Here is a 16,506-nt window from a genome sequence, read left to right as displayed (position 1 = left end):
TCGCGGTCAGATGGCGCACGGTGCTGCCCGTCGGAGTCACGGGGGTGCTCGGCAGTCTGGGGTGGTTTACTGCCTTTGCATTGCAGAATGCCGCCTATGTTCGCAGCTTGGGGCAGGTCGAACTGCTGTTCTCGATCCTTGCTTCGGTGATTGTCTTCCGCGAGAGGCTGCGGATCATTGACGTTCTTGGCATGTTACTGTTGGCGGTCTCTGTCGTGATGATAGTCTTGATGCTCTAACCGCCGGTGGCCGTGGACGCTCATCCTGATGGCCGCCTGCTAATAGGTCCAACATGAGCTTTCTGCCGGTTCAGCGGCTCCCGCTGGGATTTACATGATGTAGAGGTTCTGAACCGAATTGGAGGTGCGCATCTGAGATCAAGTAGGTGCGTAACATTCACGTGCGGCTTTTGTAGGATGTTCAACTTGAAGATAGTGCTTAGCCGCGATCCTCTGCCCCGAACGCGCACGTGTACGCCCGCAGTACGCGTCCTTGATTTTTGCTAAGACGGAGAGCTTGCGGGACAGAGTCCACCAAACACAAACTGCGTTAGGAGGACTTAAAAGCGCAGGAGCTTGCTGTTTTCGCTAGGAAGTTCCGCGGTTGTGGCTGTCTCGCCCGCTCATTCTGCTATCTCCCGCTGCCCTCGACCCTTTACTGCCTTAGTTGAACGGGCATATGCACGGGTCTGCCGGATGGAACAGCCATAAGCACGGCGAAACGCTTTGCTCAGGGCGGGGGCATCGGCAAATCCACATTGCAGGGCGATCTCACGCAAGCCGAGACCGGTGGTATTTGCCAGTTCCTGCGCACGCGATAGGCGCAGCATCTGGAAATACCGGCCTGGCGGCATTCCGACTTCGGTGCGGAACAGGCGGTCCAGCTTTCTAAGCGACAGCCCGCATCGGCCCGCCAACTGCGGCAACGAAGGGGGATCTTCGAGTGTCTCGGCCATCATGCCGATCACCTGCCGTAACCGTGCTGTCCCCGTCCCCGTCAACTGCCGCGGCCCGCTATCGATCCGGGCCTGCGGACGCGCGGCATCGTGCAGGAACATCGATGAAGCGATGAAGGCATTCGCCTGCCCGTATCTGTCCGTGATGAAGGCCAGCATCAGGTTCAATGCTCCGGAGGCACCGCCGCAAGTCCAAACTTTCCCCTCTGACACATGGGAAGCGGGCTCGACCTGCACGTCGGGGAATGCTTCGGCGAACTCTGACAGCAGGGACCAGTGCAGTGTCGCTCTTTTTGACGACAACATGCCGAGCGCCGCCAGCAACCATGGACCTGTATCCGCCCCGATAACCAAGGCGCTGCGCCGAGACAGCGCTGAGACCTGGCGCAGGGCGGCTGCCGCTGCGTGGTCGCGGTAACCATATCCCGCCACGACGATCAGGAGGTCGTACGAACCGCTTGTATCCCCGTCCGAGGCAACCAATAGCCCGCTGGAGGAGCGCACCGGCCCTTCATCCGCCGTGATGATGTGCCAGGAGATGTCACTGCGCCCCTGGTCACGGACAGCACGCAGCGGTTCCAGCAGGCAGGACAGGACCATGTTCGAGAACCCGTCGAACAGCAGGATGGCAATGCGCATGACGAAACACTGGCACGTTTGGACAAAGAAACGGCAGAATACGACAAGAGGCGCTACGTTGAAACCGCTAGCATCGACGGCAGTCAGTCTAGGAGCCGATCATGCCGCTTTCCATGAACAAAGAGGTCTTCATCACCTGCGCCGTCACCGGCTCGGGCGCAACGCAGGACCGTTCTTCACATGTCCCACGGAGCCCGCAGCAGATCGCCGACAGCGCCATAGCCGCGGCAAAGGCCGGAGCGGCTGTCGTCCACTGCCATGTGAGGGACCCGGGGACTGGTAAACCCTCACGCAGGCTGGACCTCTACCGCGAGGTGACGGACCGGATCCGCGATGCCGAGGTGGACATGGTGCTGAACCTGACGGCTGGTATGGGGGGTGACATTGTCTTCGGCCCGACGGACGCGCCCTTTCCGGTCAACGCCTCGGGAACCGACATGATCGGCGCCGCGGAGCGCATGGCACATGTCGCGGAGTGCCTGCCCGAGATCTGCACGCTGGATTGCGGCACGATGAACTTTGCCGAGGCGGATTATGTCATGACCAATACGCCGGGCATGTTGCGGGCCATGGGCGGTACCATGACGGAACTGGGCGTCAGGCCGGAGATCGAGGCTTTTGACACCGGCCATCTTTGGTTCGCCAAGGAGCTTGTCCGCGAAGGCACGCTGGCCGGTCCGGCCCTGGTACAGCTTTGCATGGGCGTTCCCTGGGGAGCGCCGAATGATCTGAATACGTTCATGGCCATGGTAAACGCGGTGCCCGCCGAATGGTGCTGGTCTGCGTTCAGTCTTGGGCGTGACCAGATGCCCTATGTGGCTGCGGCAGTGCTTGCAGGCGGCAATGTCCGGGTGGGCCTGGAAGACAACCTGTGGCTGGGAAAGGGGCAACTGGCGACGAACGCTCAGCTTGTCGAACGCGCGGCGACAATTATTGAAAACATGGGCGCTCGCGTTATCGGACCACAGGCCGTGCGCGAACGGCTGGGACTGGTCAAGCGCGCGCCGGAAGGGGCGGCGGCATGAGTAAGGCAGCAATAATTGGCGGCGGAGTCATCGGCGGGGGCTGGGCTGCGCGCTTTCTGCTGAACGGATGGGATGTGGCGGTTTCGGACCCCGATCCGCAGGCGGAGCGAAAAATAACAGAGGTGCTGGCAAATGCTCGTCGCGCGCTTCCCGCGCTTTATGACCGGGGCCTGCCGCCAGAGGGGCGGCTAAGCTTCGTTTCCGATATCGCGGAGGCTGTCGTAGGCGCAGATTGGGTGCAGGAGAGCATTCCTGAGACGCTGGAACTGAAGCACCGCATTCTGCCAGCCATCCAGGCGGCGGCCGGTCCGCAGGCGATCATCGGATCCTCGACCTCGGGGTTCAAGCCGTCCGAGCTGAACGCGGCCGGTACATGCGCCATCGTGGCCCACCCGTTCAACCCGGTCTATCTGCTTCCGCTGGTAGAGTTGGTCGGAGACGCGGCGACTTGCGCCGATGCAGCAGCAATCCTCCGGAATATCGGGATGTATCCGCTGACGATCCGGAAAGAAATCGACGCTCATATCGCCGACCGCCTGCTGGAGGCCGTGTGGCGCGAGGCACTGTGGTTGGTGAAGGACGGTATCGCGACCACCGAGGAGATCGACGAGTCCATCCGCATGGGCTTCGGGATACGCTGGGCGCAGATGGGCTTGTTCGAGACCTATCGCATTGCGGGCGGCGAGGCGGGGATGGCGCATTTCATGGCACAGTTCGGCCCAGCACTGTCCTGGCCCTGGACGAAGCTGATGGATGTTCCAGAGTTCAACGAGGAATTGGTCGATCTCATCGCCTCGCAGTCGGACGCGCAGTCGGGGCACATGTCGATCCGGGAACTTGAACGGCTGCGGGATGACAATGTGGTCGGGATGATCCGCGCATTGCGCCGGACGAACAGCGGCGCAGGAGGAGTCGTGCGTACGCACGAGGCAAGCCTTCCCGATCCAGGAGAACGGAAGGGGTTGCCGATCACGGCGACGCGGCAGGTTCCTGTCAGCTGGACCGACTACAACGGCCACATGAACGAAGCGCATTACTTGGAGGCCGCCTCGCAGGCGACCGACCGGTTCATGGAGTTGATCGGTGCCGATGCCGCATATGTGGCGTCAGGACGAAGCTACTTCACCGTCGAAAATCATCTGCGCTATCTGGACGAGGTTCGTGCTGGCGACACGCTGACCGTCACGACGCAGGTGCTTGCAGGACAGGGAAAACGGATGCATCTGTTCCACCGCCTTTGGCGCGGCCCGGTCAATTTGGCCGCCACGGTCGAAACGATGCTGCTGCATACGGACCTGTCCACCCGCCGTGCGAGCGAACCCCGGACGCCCATAGCGGAGGCGCTTTCCAACTGGGTGGCCCGTCACGCGGATATGCCTGCCGAAGGTGCGGGACGTTCTGTGGGCCAGCGCCCCGGCGGGTCGGGATAGGCCTGCTCGCTGATTTCGCATCGCAAAGGGTCAGGAATGGTCTTCCGGCCGTCTAACCAGCCCCTGAAGGTGACAATTCTGGTTCTGCCGGAAGCTTCGCTGATGAGCGTAGCGGCCACACTGGACCCGATGCGGGCGGCGAACAGGATCTCGGGCCAGCAGCCCTATCTCTGGCAGGTTGTCTCCGCCGACGGCAGATCCGTCACCACGAGCTGCGGACTGGCGTTGCAGGTCGACGGACGGTTCGCCCCACATGAGGGAGGCGACCTTCTGGTGGTCGTGGCCGCGTTCAATGTGGCACGCCATGCCTCGGCTGCCTTGCTGGCGGCCGTAAGGCGGGCCGCGCAGAGTACGCGCATGGTCGGCGGGATCGAAGCCGGCAGCTGGGTGCTGGCGATGGCAGGGCTGCTTGACCAGCGCAAGGCGACGACCCACTGGGAGGATCTGGAGGACTTCGCTGCAAAATTTCCTCAGACTCACGTGATCCCCGACCGCTGGGTCGTGGACGGGCCTATCTTTACAACGGGCGGTGCCGCCCCGGCCCTCGACTTCATGCTGGCGTTGATCCGTGCGCGTCAGGGCTTCGGCGCAGCGGTGAATGTCGCCAGCTTGTATATCTACGACGAAGTCCGGTTGCCGTCGGATGCTCAGCCGCTGGTATCACTTGGGCGCAGCATTGGGCTCGACCGGCGCCTGGCGCAGACCATACAGATCATGGAGGAAAACCTGGACAGCCCGGTCAAGATCCGTGACATCGCGACACGCGTGGATTGCTCCGTCCGCACGCTGGAAGTGTTGTTTCGCGAAGTGGCTCAGTCCTCACCGGCGGCCTATTACCTGTCGCTGCGCCTCCAGTCCGCAAGACGGCTAGTCACAGACACTGACTTGCCCATGGCTGACATTGCCGTTCGAACCGGCTTCTCATCCATCTCGTCATTGTCGCGGGCATTCCGGCGGCGGTTTGGGCATCCGCCCTCCGCCGCCAGACGAAAATCAAAGACCTAGGGCGGACCTGACAGTGGGTAAGCCCGGCTGGCCATCCACCGTGGTGACGTTCTGAAGCCAGCCGTCCAGCACGGAGGGATTTTCCTTCAGCCAGCGTTCTGCCGCATCACGCGATTGCATGCCCTCATCAAGGATATAGGCCATCATCATGTCCTCGGCTTCGACGGTGAATGCCAAGTTGGACAGGAAGTTGCCAAGGTTCGGACAGTCCTCGGACAAGCCCGCGCGCGTTACGGTCAGGACCGTCGCCTCGCCGTCACTCGGTCCAAACACATCGTTGCCGGCGGTCAGGTATTCAAGGTCGTAGCGCACGTTCATCGGATGCGGGCGCCAGCCAAAGAACAGGATGGCATTATCCGAACCGATCGCACGCTGTACTTGTGCCAGCATCCCCTGTTCGCTGGATTCGACCAGCTCAAAGTTCGCCAGGTCAAAGCTGTTTTCCTCGATCATCTTCAGGATGGTTGTATTGGCGCTGCTGCCAGCTTCAATCCCGAAGATCTGGCCACCCAGCTGGTCCTCGAAGTTTGCAATGTCGGCATAGGTTTTTAGGCCGGCCTCGTAGGTGCTGGCTGGAACCGCGAACCCGATCAATGCGCCTTCAAGGTTCGCGCGAACGACCTCGATCTCGCCAGCTTCGACCATGGGCTTCTGGATCGGCTCCTGCAGCGGCATCCAGTTGCCCAAGAAGACGTCGGTGTCGCGCTGCTTGAGCGACTCGAAGGTCACGGCAACCGACAGGATCTGGGTCTCGGGGGAATAGCCGAGAGCCTCCAGGATGAGAGTGGCAGTCGCAGTGGTCGCAGTGATGTCCGTCCAGCCCACGTCCGAAAAGCTCGGGGTGTGGCATTCCTCAGGCTCCGCCGCATGCGCCTGCGGCAAGACGGCGATCGAGCCGAGGAGTATGGCGGCGAACTTGCGCTTCATCATTTTTTCCCTCCGTAGTTGGGTTGGCCAAACCAGTTCCAGCACCTGGCCATCTCGGAGATGATAACTCCGACGTATAAAAGCGATTGGCTGAATACGAACGGTCTTTGCCAATACGCGCAGCGTGGAGAGAATTCGTTACAGGTTTTCGGTCATGCAAGCAGCACGGAAACCTCCTTCCTAGTACCTGCGGTGCTGCGGAGTATGCCAAGAAGCATCCTTCCGACTATTGCCATGGCCCTAGCAGGTGGGCACTTTGGGATGCCTCGGAAAATGGAAAGGTGCGCACCGGCATGTTATGAGTGCGCGCTCCGGAATTTTGTCACGAAATGAGGAATGACTGGGACTATTCCCACCGCATCAATCCAACGACTATGGCGAACCTGCTGACATCATGCAGTATCGTCGGGTGCACCCACAAACATGCGGTCACGTGCCGCCGCGATGTGCCTGCGCATTGCAGAGGCGGCGGCATCGGCGTCCTGCGCACGGATTGCCTCGATCACGGCAGAGTGCTCAGCCTGTACCATCTCCTGACGCCCAGGGGCTCCCAGCAGGGTGAGCGAGCGCGAGAGTCGCATCCCGAACCCTATCTGTTGACCAAGCGACTCTAGCGTCGCTTGGAAAAAGGGGTTCTTTGTGGCACGGGCGATGGCCAGATGCAGCATCTGGTCAGCGTCGGCTCCGAGTTCTTTTTCTGCGTAAGTCTGGTCCATGTGGTTGAAGGCCGCGTCGAGTGCCAGAAGGTCAGCTTCGTTGCGGCGGCGGGCGGCCCAGGCCGCGGCTGCGCCTTCGACATCGACGCGGAATTCATAGCAGCGCTGGATGTCTGTGATGGAGCCCAGCGGTACAAAGCTCATCACCTGCCGGTCCGGGCGCCGGGCCACATAGTTGCCCGACCCCCGACGGGAGGTGATGATTCCATCGTCTCGCAGTCGCGCCAGCGCTTCGCGCAGGACCGGCCGCGATACGCCACAACTTTGCGCCAGCATTGCCTCGGAGGGCAGGCGGCTGTGCAGCGGGTAGCTGTCCTCGACGATCTGCGTCAGCAGCCGGTCGTAGACCTGATCGGACAGGGACGGTCGCGGATCGGTCAAGCGGAGGCTCCTTTCCTAGATGGCAACACCGGCCGTGCGATAGATATCTTCCATAAGCCGTAGCGTGCGCAGGTTGTCCAGCCGGTCGGTCCGGAACGACTCTCCGCTGCGCAGGCCCTCTACGAAATCGGTGATCGCGCCGGTAAAGCAGGCTTGGTAGTTTGCGGTCAGGTCATGCAGCGACACGTTGTCAGGCTGCGACAGCAAAGTAATTCGGTCGCGATCATAGATCAGTGTGTCCGTTTCGCCCAGCAGTTCCAGTCGGTCGGTCGGCAGCGGCGGGTGGCCGGGGGCCGAGATGTTGGCGTCGATCTGAACCAGCGCGCCGTCTGCACTTTCCAACTGCACCAGCGCCACATCCTCGCCCTTTAGGTCACGATTCATGCGGTCCAGCCGGGCGGTGGCGACTGTCATCTCTCCCAAGATCGACCGCAGGGCATCCAGGTGGTGGATCAGGACCTCGAAGACCAAAAGGCGCTTGAAGTCTGCCAGGTAAGGCTGCCGGCCTAGCAGGAACGGCACCTTGCCCGGATAGTCCAGCAGCGAAGACGATCGTACCGTCAGCCGCGCATGGCGGAGCCGCCCGACCTCGCCCGCATGGATGCGGCGCGCCAGTTCAGCATAATGTGGCCTGAAGCGATAGTTTTCATGAACCATGAAGCGCACCCGCTCGCCCACATCGGCAATCAGCGCCTCGGCCTCGGCGACGGTGGGAGTCATCGGCTTCTGGCACATTACGTGCACGCCCATGTCGGCGGCCTGCCGGACGAGCGGCGCGTGGCTGCCAACGGGCGTGATGATGTCGACAGCATCCGGTTGCGTTGCTGCAAGCATCTCGCCCATGTCGGCAAAGACCGCTGGGATGCCAAAGCGCTCCGCCTGAGCCTCGGCCCGCGCACGGTCGGGATCGCAGATAGCGGCAAGCGTTACGGCCTGCTGTGCCTGCCAGCCCTTGAGGTGAAACTCGCTGATGGCGCCAGCTCCCGCGACAGCAATCGTCAGGTCCTGCATCGTATCCTCCTGTTGCTCGCCGAACGGATTATCTCTTTCGAGCAAATTTTACAACTATTGACCAATGACTATTTTAGCATTACCGATTTTGACTAAGTTGAAAGGACAGGTGCCATGCGTCACAGCGTTACCCCTTCGGATCTTGCCGCCTCGGTCATGGCGGTTCCACCATTGGCCTGTACGACCGACGGCCAGTTCGCGGATGCCGCTAATGCGGCCATGCTGCAGCACCTGCGCAATGGTGGCGTGACGACGGTGCTCTATGGCGGCAATGCGCTGGCGCAGCACTGGCCGGTTTCGGTTTACGCCGACTGGCTGGACCGGTTGGCGGCCATGGCATCCGACGACACATGGCTCTTACCCTCGGTCGGTCCGGATGCCGGGAAGCTGATGGACCAGGCGGCGGTGCTGAAGTCGCGGCGATTCCCGGTCGCGCTGCTGGTGCCGATGGGGGCGCCGCTGACGCATGACGGCATGGGGGTCGCGTTGCGCCGCTTCCACGCAGGGTGCGGCGTGCAACTGCTGGTCTACATCAAGACAGACGGCTACATTCCTGCCGCACTGCTGAGCGATCTGCTGGCCGAGGGTGTCGTCTTTGGGGTCAAGTATGCTGTGCCGCGCCAGCCAGGCGAGGTCGACCCATACCTTCGCGACATCATCGCCGCGATTGGTGCCGACCGGGTCATCTCAGGCTTTGGTGAGCCGCCGGCGATTTCCCACATGCTGGAAGATGGATTGGCAGGCTATACTGCGGGCTGCGTCTGCATCGCGCCCGCCATGTCCATGGCGCTGCTGGAAGCGCTGAAGCGCGGCAACCGGGACGAGGCCGAACGCCTGCTGCAGCCGATGCGTGCGCTGGAGGATCTGCGCGGCTCGATCAACGAGATCCGCGTGCTGCACGACGCGCTCGGCCTGTCGGGGTTGGCAGACATGGGCCCGATCCTGCCGCCGATGACTCCGATTGCGCAAGCGGACCGCGACCGTGTTGCCGCTGCCGCCCGCGATCTGCTGGCGGCCGAGAAGGACTTCAGGGCGGCCAAGGCCGCCTGATAACGTCGCCCGAACGGGCATCATCATCTGGGAGGAAAAGATGACCAACTTTGCCAAACCGACCCGCCGCCGCCTGTTGAAAAGCGCGGCGGCCTTGTCCGCTCTGGGGCTTCTGCCCGCTGCGGCTTGGGCTGCGGACTACCCGTCGCGGCCGCTGACGATGCTGGTGCCCTGGGGAGCGGGCGGCGGTACCGATGCAACGGCGCGGATGATCTCGGCGCTGCTTGAGCGCAAGCTGGGCCAGCCGGTTAATGTGGTGAACCGCACCGGCGGGGCAGGGGTCATCGGCCATTCCGCCATCGCGACGGCGCCTGCGGACGGGTACACGCTGGGCATCGTCACCGTGGAGATCGCGATGATGCACCACATGGGCCTGACGCAACTAACACCTGCAGATTACACCCCGCTCGGCTTGATGAATGCTGACAGCCCGGCCGTCACCGTGTCGAGCGACAGCGAATACAAGGACATTGCCAGCCTGACCGAGGCGATCCGTGCCTCGGAGCCTGGTACCTTTAAGGCTTCGGGAACGGCCCAAGGCGGGATCTGGCACTTGGCGTTGGTGGGCTGGCTGCAGGCCCTGGGGCTTCAGCCTGACCACGTGACATGGGTGCCATCGGAAGGCTCAGCCCCGGCCATGCAGGACCTGATTGCAGGCGGCGTCGACATTGTTACGGTTTCGCTGGCCGAAACAAAGGCGATGGTCGATGCGGGCCGCGCCACGAACCTGGCATTGATGGGAACTGAGCGGACTGCAAGCCACCCCGATCTACCGACCTTGGCCGAGGCGGGCGGTGGCGAATTCGCGCTGGCGACTTGGCGCGGCGTCGCCGGCCCCAAGGACCTGCCGGAGGATGTCGCTCTCACGATCTCCACGGCTTTGGCCGAAATCGCGGAGGATCCCGAGTTCGTGGAATTCATGAACAGCCGTGGCTTCAACATCGCTTACCTCGACCCTGTTGCCCATGCGCAGATGATGGCGGAAGCCGATGCGCAGATGGCCGAGACGATGGCCGCCGCCGGCCTGGTCCAAGGCTAGAAGCGCAACATGTCGGGCGGGCGTGGCCTGTCGGCCTTGCCCGCCCGCACTGCCAGGGGAGGGGCCCATGAAGTTGACCGACGCCTTGTCGGGCGTGCTGCTGATGTTGCTGGGGCTGTTCATGCTCTGGCAGGCGGCACAGTTTCCGTCGTTCGGGGGGCAGCCCTATGGCGCGGCGCTGCTGCCCTCAATCCTCGCCGCCGGTTTGATCCTGGGCGGCACGCTTCTGGTTCTTCGTGACGTGATGGCGCGTCGCCACGCGGATGGAGGCGCTTGGTTGCATCTGGTGCCGGATTTGCGCGCCGGCGGTATGCCTGCGCTGCTAGCGGTCCTGGGCAACATCCTTGCGCAGATATGGCTCGCGCCGTGGCTTGGCTTCATCCCCGTCTCGGCCGCTGGGCTGCTGGTCCTGTTCCTGGTGCTGCGCTTGCGCCTTTGGGCGGCGGCGGCCCTGGCGGTCGGCACAAGCTTCGCCTGCTGGTGGCTGTTCGCGGGGCTTCTGCGCGTTCCGCTGCCGCGCGGGCTTCTGGACAGAGTGCTTTGACATGAATTTCGCAGACGTCCTTTTTCAAGCCGCCGCGCTGGTGTTCGAGCCGCGGGTCCTGATCACCGCGTTGCTGGCGGGTGCCTTCGGCATGTTCGTGGGCGCCATGCCAGGCCTGACGGCGACCATGGCCACGGCCCTTCTGGTGCCGATGACCTTCTTCATGGAGCCGATCCCGGCGCTTGCAGCCATTGTATCGGCCAGCGGAATGGCGATCTTCGCAGGCGACATTCCCGGCGCGCTGTTGCGTATCCCCGGCACGCCCGCCTCGGCCGCCTACGTTGAAGACAGCTACCGGCTGTCCATGAAGGGAAAGCTGAACCTCGCGCTTGGGACTAACCTGCTGGTGTCCTGCATCGGCGGGCTGTTCGGCGTCGCCGTCTTGATCGCGGCCGCCCCGCTGCTGGCAGAGTTCGCGCTGCGCTTCACGTCCTACGAGTACTTCTGGCTGGCTGCGCTAGGGCTGTCCTGCGCGATCTTCATCGCCTCGGCCGATCCGCTGAAGGCCGGGATCGCGCTGCTGATCGGCCTTGCACTGGCGACGGTTGGACTGGACCCAACAACGGGCGTGCCACGCTTCACCCTAGGCCAAGTGGACCTGATGGCGGGGGTCGAATTTATTCCCGCCATGATCGGTCTTTTCGCGCTGGCTGAGGTCCTGCGCGGAGTCATACGACTAAACCGCTCCATCCCGCCAGCCCCGATGCCTCGCAACGATGGACCGCTGTTTCGTGGCGTCGGCGGAGTAATCCGGCACCATCCGAAAAACATCGCGCGCGGATCACTGATGGGCACGCTGATAGGGGCGCTGCCCGGCGCGGGTGCAGATATCGCGGCTTGGATGGCCTATGCTGTTTCGAAGCGCTCTTCAAAGACGCCTGAGAAATATGGTGAAGGACATGTTGAGGGGCTTGTCGATGCGTCTGCCGCCAATAACGCAGCGGTTGGCGGTGCGTGGATCCCGGCGCTTGTCTTCGGAATCCCCGGCGACAGCGTCACCGCGATCGTCATCGGCGTTCTGTACATGAAGGGTCTGAACCCAGGTCCGACCGTATTCATCCAGAACCCGCAGCTGATCTATGCCGTCTTCATGATCTTCATCCTGACGACTCTGATGATGGTACCGCTTGGCTGGGCAGCGGTAAAGGCCGCGCGGCAGGTCCTGCGGGTTCCGCCGCGGGTGCTTTTGCCGATCGTCCTCAGCTTCTGCATCGTTGGCTCGTTCGCGATGACGAACTCGGTCTTCGGAATTGTCATCATGCTTGCGATCGGCCTTCTGGGTTGGCTGCTGGAAGAGAACGGCTTTCCCGTGGCGCCCATCATCTTGGGACTGGTGCTGGGCCCTATGTTCGAACGGATGTTCATGACTTCGATGATCAAGTCCGGTGGCGAACTTGGTGCCTTCTTCGACAGGCCCATCGCCGCTGCCTTGGGGATCTGCGTGCTGCTGATCTGGAGCCTTGCTCTTATGGGTGCGCTGCGGCGTCTGCGGACACGCCGCGCATCCGTCCGACCCACCTGAAAGGACGCTGAGATGACGCATACTCCGCATGGCGACCACCTGATCGGGGGGGAGAGGATCCGGAGCGAGGGTCGATTTTCCTCGGCTCCGGCGACGGGGCAGTCGCACGAGTTCTCGGCCGGCAACCCGGAGCTGGTGGCGCAGGCCTGTGCCGCCGCCCATGCCGCCTTTGAGGGCTTTGCCGCCACCACGTGCGAGGAGCGCGCGGCGCTGCTGGAGGCCATTGCCGAGGAGATCGACGCGCGCGGCGACGCGATCACCGCCGTGGGCCACGCCGAGACCGGCCTGCCCGAGGCGCGCATGCAGGGCGAGCGCGGCCGCACCACCGGCCAGCTGCGGCTCTTTGCCGAGCATATCCGCAAGGGCGACTACCTGGACCGCCGCCATGACAAGGCGCTGCCCGACCGCCAGCCGCTGCCGCGCCCCGACCTGCGGATGATGCAGCGCCCGATCGGCCCTGTGGCGGTCTTCGGCGCCTCGAACTTCCCGCTGGCGTTCTCGGTCGCGGGCGGCGACACGGCCGCGGCGCTGGCCGCCGGCTGCACGGTCGTGGTCAAGGGCCACAGCGCCCATCCCGGCACCGGAGAGATCGTCGGCGACGCCATTGTTGCGGCGCTGTCGCGGCTTGGCATGGACCCGGGCATCTTCAGCCTGGTCCAGGGCGGCAAGCGCGACGTGGGTGAGGCGGTGGTCACCGACCCGCGCATTAAGGCGGTGGGCTTCACCGGGTCCCTGGGCGGGGGCCGCGCGCTTTACAACCTTTGCGCCAACCGGCCCGAGCCGATCCCCTTCTTCGGCGAACTGGGTTCGGTCAACCCAATGTTCGTGCTGCCTTCCGCCGCCGCGGCCCGGGGGGCCGAGATCGGCACGGGCTGGGCCGCCAGTCTGACCATGGGCGCGGGACAGTTCTGCACCAATCCCGGCATTGCCGTGGTCATCGACGGCCCGGATGCCGACGCCTTCGCCGCTGCCGCGACCGAGGCGCTGCAGGCCTCGGCGCCGCAGGTGATGCTGACCGACGGCATGGCGGATGCCTATCGCAGCGGCGCGGCGCGCGTCGGCGCGGGCAAGGGCGTGCGCTCGCTGGTCAGCACCTCCTGCGAGGCGCGCCACGCGGCACCCTATCTCTTCGAGGTCTCGGCCGCCGACTGGCTGGAGAACCACGAGCTGTCCGAGGAGGTCTTCGGCCCCCTGGGCCTGATCATCCGCGTGGCCGACGCCGCGCAGATGGAAGAGGTCGCCCGCAGCTTTGCCGGCCAGCTGACGACGACGCTGCAGCTGGACGACGGCGACACCGATCTGGGCCGCCGCCTCTTGCCGGTGCTGGAGCGCATGGCCGGCCGCGTGCTGGCCAATGGCTTCCCCACCGGCGTCGAGGTGGCCGACGCGATGGTCCATGGCGGCCCGTACCCCGCCAGCACCAACTTCGGCGCAACCTCCGTCGGCACGCTGTCGATCCGCCGCTTCCTGCGCCCGGTCTGCTACCAGAACCTCCCCGACGCCCTCATGCCAAAGGACTTTGCATGATGAAGCCGCATGTCCTGATGCTTAGTTCTACGCGCGAAGCTGCCCTTCGGCGCCTCGAGGACGGCTATGTCCTGCATCGGCTAGATGAGGCGAGTGATCCGCAGGCCATGCTTGCGAGCATAGTCCCGCGCTTCGCGCCATCGTCGCCAATGGTCATGCGCCGATCGACGAGGCGCTTCTCGCCCACCTGCCCGCGCTCGAAATCGTTTGCTGCTCATCAGCCGGCTACGACGCTTTTGATATCAAAGCTCTCGCCCGCCGCAAGGTCCGGCTGACGAATGCGTCACCCGCCTTGGCACAGGAGGTTGCCGACGTGGCGCTATTGCTGGCGCTGGCCGGGTGGCGGCGCTTAGTCGCGGCGGATGTTTGGGTGCGCGACGGGCATTGGGCGCAGCAGGGAGATTTCCCGCTCGGCCGGGGGCATCGCGGTCGCAGGTTGGGCATCGTCGGGATGGGGACCATCGGTCGAAAGGTGGCGGAACTGGCCCAGGTGCTTGGCTTGGAGGTTGCCTATTGGAACCGCAGCCCGAAACAGCTTACTTGGCCACAAGTCGGAGATTTGGAGGAGTTGGCGCGGAGCAGCGACATTCTGATTGTCATCGTGGCAGGGGGCGAAGGGAGCCGCGAGTTGATTTCGCCTGCGGTTATCGACGCTCTCGGCCCCGAGGGTCTGCTGGTCAATGTCGCCCGCGGATCTGTCATCGACGAGGCTGCAATGATCGCCGCGCTGACAGAGGGACGCTTGGGCGCAGCCGCACTTGATGTCTTTGCGACCGAACCGAACCCGGACCCGCGCCTGACCTCGCTGCCAAACGTCACCCTTTCGCCGCACCAGGCTTCGGCCACGGTCGAAACGCGGGACGCGATGGCGGCCCTGATGATCGATAACCTTGACGCGTATTTCAGCGGTAGTCCCCTATTGAGCGAGGTTCAGTTGCAATTAGGCTGATGGGCCACCGGAACCGCATTCAGGACGCGTTACTGATCCATAGCTAGAACATGGGAGCTGCCGTAACGCGGAGGAAAAAGCGCCACCTTCGGCCTGTTTGCTCCACAACGCGACGCTGATGGACAAACCAGGGTCTACCCACCTCCCTCCCGTGTAGCGTCTTGATGCTGTAGCCGCCTTAGCTATGGGGTGAGCTTCCTGTGCGCGCAAGACACGCAGAGAAGGTTCGACGGCAGACCCATTCCCTCCGCCAAAGACATTCGTCTTCTTCACTGAAAACAATATGCTGTGCGAAGGACTGGCATCCACAAGGTGACACATAAGGTGGCACACCGTAGTCTTGCTGTTCGGTTAGGGGCTTTCCGCTTGTCTGCCAAATACATCCAGAAGAAGGGCAACGTCTGGTACTTCCGCCGCCGTGTGGCTGTGGGTTGTTAAGGACTGCACAGGGACGCCAAGGGCAAGCCGCAATCGGTGCTGTTCTTCTCACTTAAGACGGGCGACCAGTTGGAGGCGGCGAAGCGGGCCAATGAACATGCCCGGAGGCAGGATGCTTTGTGGGGCAACTACCTGAACGGCAGTACCTGCGAGGCAGTCGATCCACGGGCTGCACAAGGTCGTCTGGAAGCCGCTGGGCTGAGGCCGGGGGATGCCCTGCGGTACCCAGAAGACCCCACCATCAGTGACTTCATTGAGGCGCTCAGAGGCGGTCCCTACGAGCAGGGCGATCATCGTCCGACACCCACCGCTCAGGACAGCCTGACGCTTGATCTTTTGATGGGCAAAGCCATCCCCCGGACCTTGAGCGACGCTCAGGAGAAGCACATCGATCTTGGCAAGGGGCCGAGGAACAAGACTGCCCAGCAGCAGTACGACCGGGCTTGGGCTATGCTCTTGGGCATCACTGGGGACGCTCTCCTGAAGGACATTCGCAGGGAACACGCCAACCAGTTCGTTGAGAAGCTCCGGGCCAGAGGCATAACCTCCGACACGATCTCCAAGTACGTGTACCAGATCAAGCCTGTCCTCGACACGGGGATCAGGGAGTTCGAACTGGGCATTTCCAACCCCTTCGAGAGCCTGACCATCGCTGGGAGCGGCCCTGAGAAGCCCCATGAGCGCCTCCCGTACACACAGGAGGAACTGGAGGCCATTCAACAACGCTGCCGGGAGATGGACGACCAGAGGCGCTGGGCCATCGCAATGTTGTCTGATACCGGAGCACGGCAGGCGGAGGTTGTTGGGCTGCGGAAGGATGAGGTCAACCTGACCGGCGATGTTCCCCACATCCTGATCCGTCCCAACGAGAACCGGCGACTGAAGAACGCTCAGTCGGAGCGGAAGGTGCCTCTGGTGGGGGAGGCCCTTTGGGTTGCTCAACGGGCCATGACGACTGAGGGTGACAACCTGTTTCCTGTCTTTCAGCCCAAGAAGGCGGGGGCAGCGTTCAACCCGAACTCAGCCTCAGCAGCACTCAACAAGTGGCTCAAGGAGAACAAACTAGCAAAGGAGGGTCAGGGCCTTCACAGCTTCAGGCATACGCTTGTGGACCGCCTGAGGGACGCGGGGGTGCCAAAGGATGTACGGGAGCAGATCGGCGGCTGGAAGTCGCAGGGGGTTAGTGAAGGGTATGGCAAGGGGTTCAGCTTGTTAAGACTACAGAATGGGCGCTGTTGCATGAAGCGTTTGAAGATCAGATTTCCCCTTTCCCGTCTGAAGTCAGCCGACGGGCTGCGTGACGGGAATGCCGAGTGCGGTGAAGCGGTTGAGGATGGCGATGCGGACT

15 protein-coding genes and 1 pseudogene are annotated in these 16,506 nt (G+C 63.1%); 11 read left to right on the top strand and 5 right to left on the bottom strand.

The window, feature by feature from the left end:
* The coding region (locus tag OC184_RS16745; protein WP_265508305.1) for an EamA family transporter at positions 1–239 on the top strand (239 nt) is incomplete at its 5' end.
* A gap of 383 nt (positions 240–622) precedes the next feature.
* Here the strand turns inward: OC184_RS16745 and OC184_RS16740 are convergent.
* Positions 623–1,594, bottom strand: a complete 972-nt coding sequence (locus OC184_RS16740; protein WP_265508304.1) for a GlxA family transcriptional regulator — start codon at positions 1,592–1,594, stop codon at positions 623–625.
* Between the two features lie 101 nt (positions 1,595–1,695).
* Between OC184_RS16740 and OC184_RS16735 the strand changes: the two genes are divergently transcribed.
* From OC184_RS16735 to OC184_RS16725, 3 genes are read left to right on the top strand one after another with little or no spacing between them, the layout of a single operon-like run.
* Positions 1,696–2,619: a BKACE family enzyme gene (locus tag OC184_RS16735; RefSeq protein WP_265508303.1), complete on the top strand. Its 924-nt coding sequence runs from the start codon at positions 1,696–1,698 to the stop codon at positions 2,617–2,619.
* Positions 2,616–4,049, top strand: coding sequence for a carnitine 3-dehydrogenase (locus OC184_RS16730; protein WP_265508302.1), 1,434 nt, complete (start codon positions 2,616–2,618; stop codon positions 4,047–4,049). Before OC184_RS16735 ends, OC184_RS16730 begins: the two co-directional genes overlap by 4 nt.
* A 36-nt stretch (positions 4,050–4,085) precedes the next feature.
* Complete coding sequence (locus OC184_RS16725) at positions 4,086–5,054, top strand: GlxA family transcriptional regulator (RefSeq protein ID WP_265508301.1); 969 nt, start codon at positions 4,086–4,088, stop codon at positions 5,052–5,054.
* Here OC184_RS16725 and choX read toward each other — a convergent pair.
* The 4 genes and pseudogenes from choX to OC184_RS20540 all read right to left on the bottom strand — a co-directional run.
* Complete coding sequence (gene choX / locus OC184_RS16720; RefSeq protein ID WP_322630221.1) at positions 5,043–6,095, bottom strand: choline ABC transporter substrate-binding protein; 1,053 nt, start codon at positions 6,093–6,095, stop codon at positions 5,043–5,045. The genes OC184_RS16725 and choX overlap by 12 nt on opposite strands.
* A gap of 278 nt (positions 6,096–6,373) precedes the next feature.
* Entirely contained in the window at positions 6,374–7,078 is a 705-nt protein-coding gene (locus OC184_RS16715) for a FadR/GntR family transcriptional regulator (RefSeq protein WP_265508300.1), read from the bottom strand.
* 15 nt (positions 7,079–7,093) lie between these two features.
* Positions 7,094–7,798, bottom strand: coding sequence for a Gfo/Idh/MocA family protein (locus tag OC184_RS16710; protein WP_265508299.1), 705 nt, complete (start codon positions 7,796–7,798; stop codon positions 7,094–7,096).
* 15 nt (positions 7,799–7,813) lie between these two features.
* Positions 7,814–8,089: pseudogene (locus OC184_RS20540) on the bottom strand (Gfo/Idh/MocA family protein); the annotation flags it as partial.
* A gap of 114 nt (positions 8,090–8,203) precedes the next feature.
* Here OC184_RS20540 and OC184_RS16700 point away from each other — a divergent pair.
* From OC184_RS16700 to OC184_RS16670, 7 genes are all read left to right on the top strand, one after another.
* Positions 8,204–9,139 carry a beta/alpha barrel domain-containing protein gene (locus OC184_RS16700; RefSeq protein ID WP_265508297.1) on the top strand — a complete coding sequence of 312 codons (936 nt, stop codon included), beginning with the start codon at positions 8,204–8,206 and terminating at the stop codon, positions 9,137–9,139.
* Between the two features lie 40 nt (positions 9,140–9,179).
* On the top strand, positions 9,180–10,178 hold the full coding sequence (locus tag OC184_RS16695; protein ID WP_265508296.1) for a tripartite tricarboxylate transporter substrate binding protein: 999 nt from the start codon (positions 9,180–9,182) through the stop codon (positions 10,176–10,178).
* Positions 10,179–10,245: 67 nt separating this feature from the next.
* On the top strand, positions 10,246–10,722 hold the full coding sequence (locus tag OC184_RS16690; protein WP_265508295.1) for a tripartite tricarboxylate transporter TctB family protein: 477 nt from the start codon (positions 10,246–10,248) through the stop codon (positions 10,720–10,722).
* Between the two features lies 1 nt (position 10,723).
* The gene (locus OC184_RS16685; RefSeq protein ID WP_265508294.1) at positions 10,724–12,244 is read left to right on the top strand and encodes a tripartite tricarboxylate transporter permease; all 1,521 of its coding nucleotides are present in this window, start codon (positions 10,724–10,726) and stop codon (positions 12,242–12,244) included.
* Positions 12,245–12,256: 12 nt separating this feature from the next.
* Positions 12,257–13,771: an aldehyde dehydrogenase (NADP(+)) gene (locus tag OC184_RS16680; RefSeq protein ID WP_265508293.1), complete on the top strand. Its 1,515-nt coding sequence runs from the start codon at positions 12,257–12,259 to the stop codon at positions 13,769–13,771.
* A gap of 139 nt (positions 13,772–13,910) precedes the next feature.
* On the top strand, positions 13,911–14,720 hold the full coding sequence (locus tag OC184_RS16675) for an NAD(P)-dependent oxidoreductase (RefSeq protein ID WP_322630222.1): 810 nt from the start codon (positions 13,911–13,913) through the stop codon (positions 14,718–14,720).
* 474 nt (positions 14,721–15,194) lie between these two features.
* The coding region (locus OC184_RS16670; RefSeq protein WP_265508292.1) for a tyrosine-type recombinase/integrase at positions 15,195–16,506 on the top strand (1,312 nt) is incomplete at its 3' end.

The sequence above is a fragment of the Paracoccus rhizosphaerae genome, from assembly GCF_026162645.1.
Classification (GTDB): domain Bacteria; phylum Pseudomonadota; class Alphaproteobacteria; order Rhodobacterales; family Rhodobacteraceae; genus Paracoccus; species Paracoccus rhizosphaerae.
This window is presented reverse-complemented; position numbering and strand designations above follow the sequence as displayed.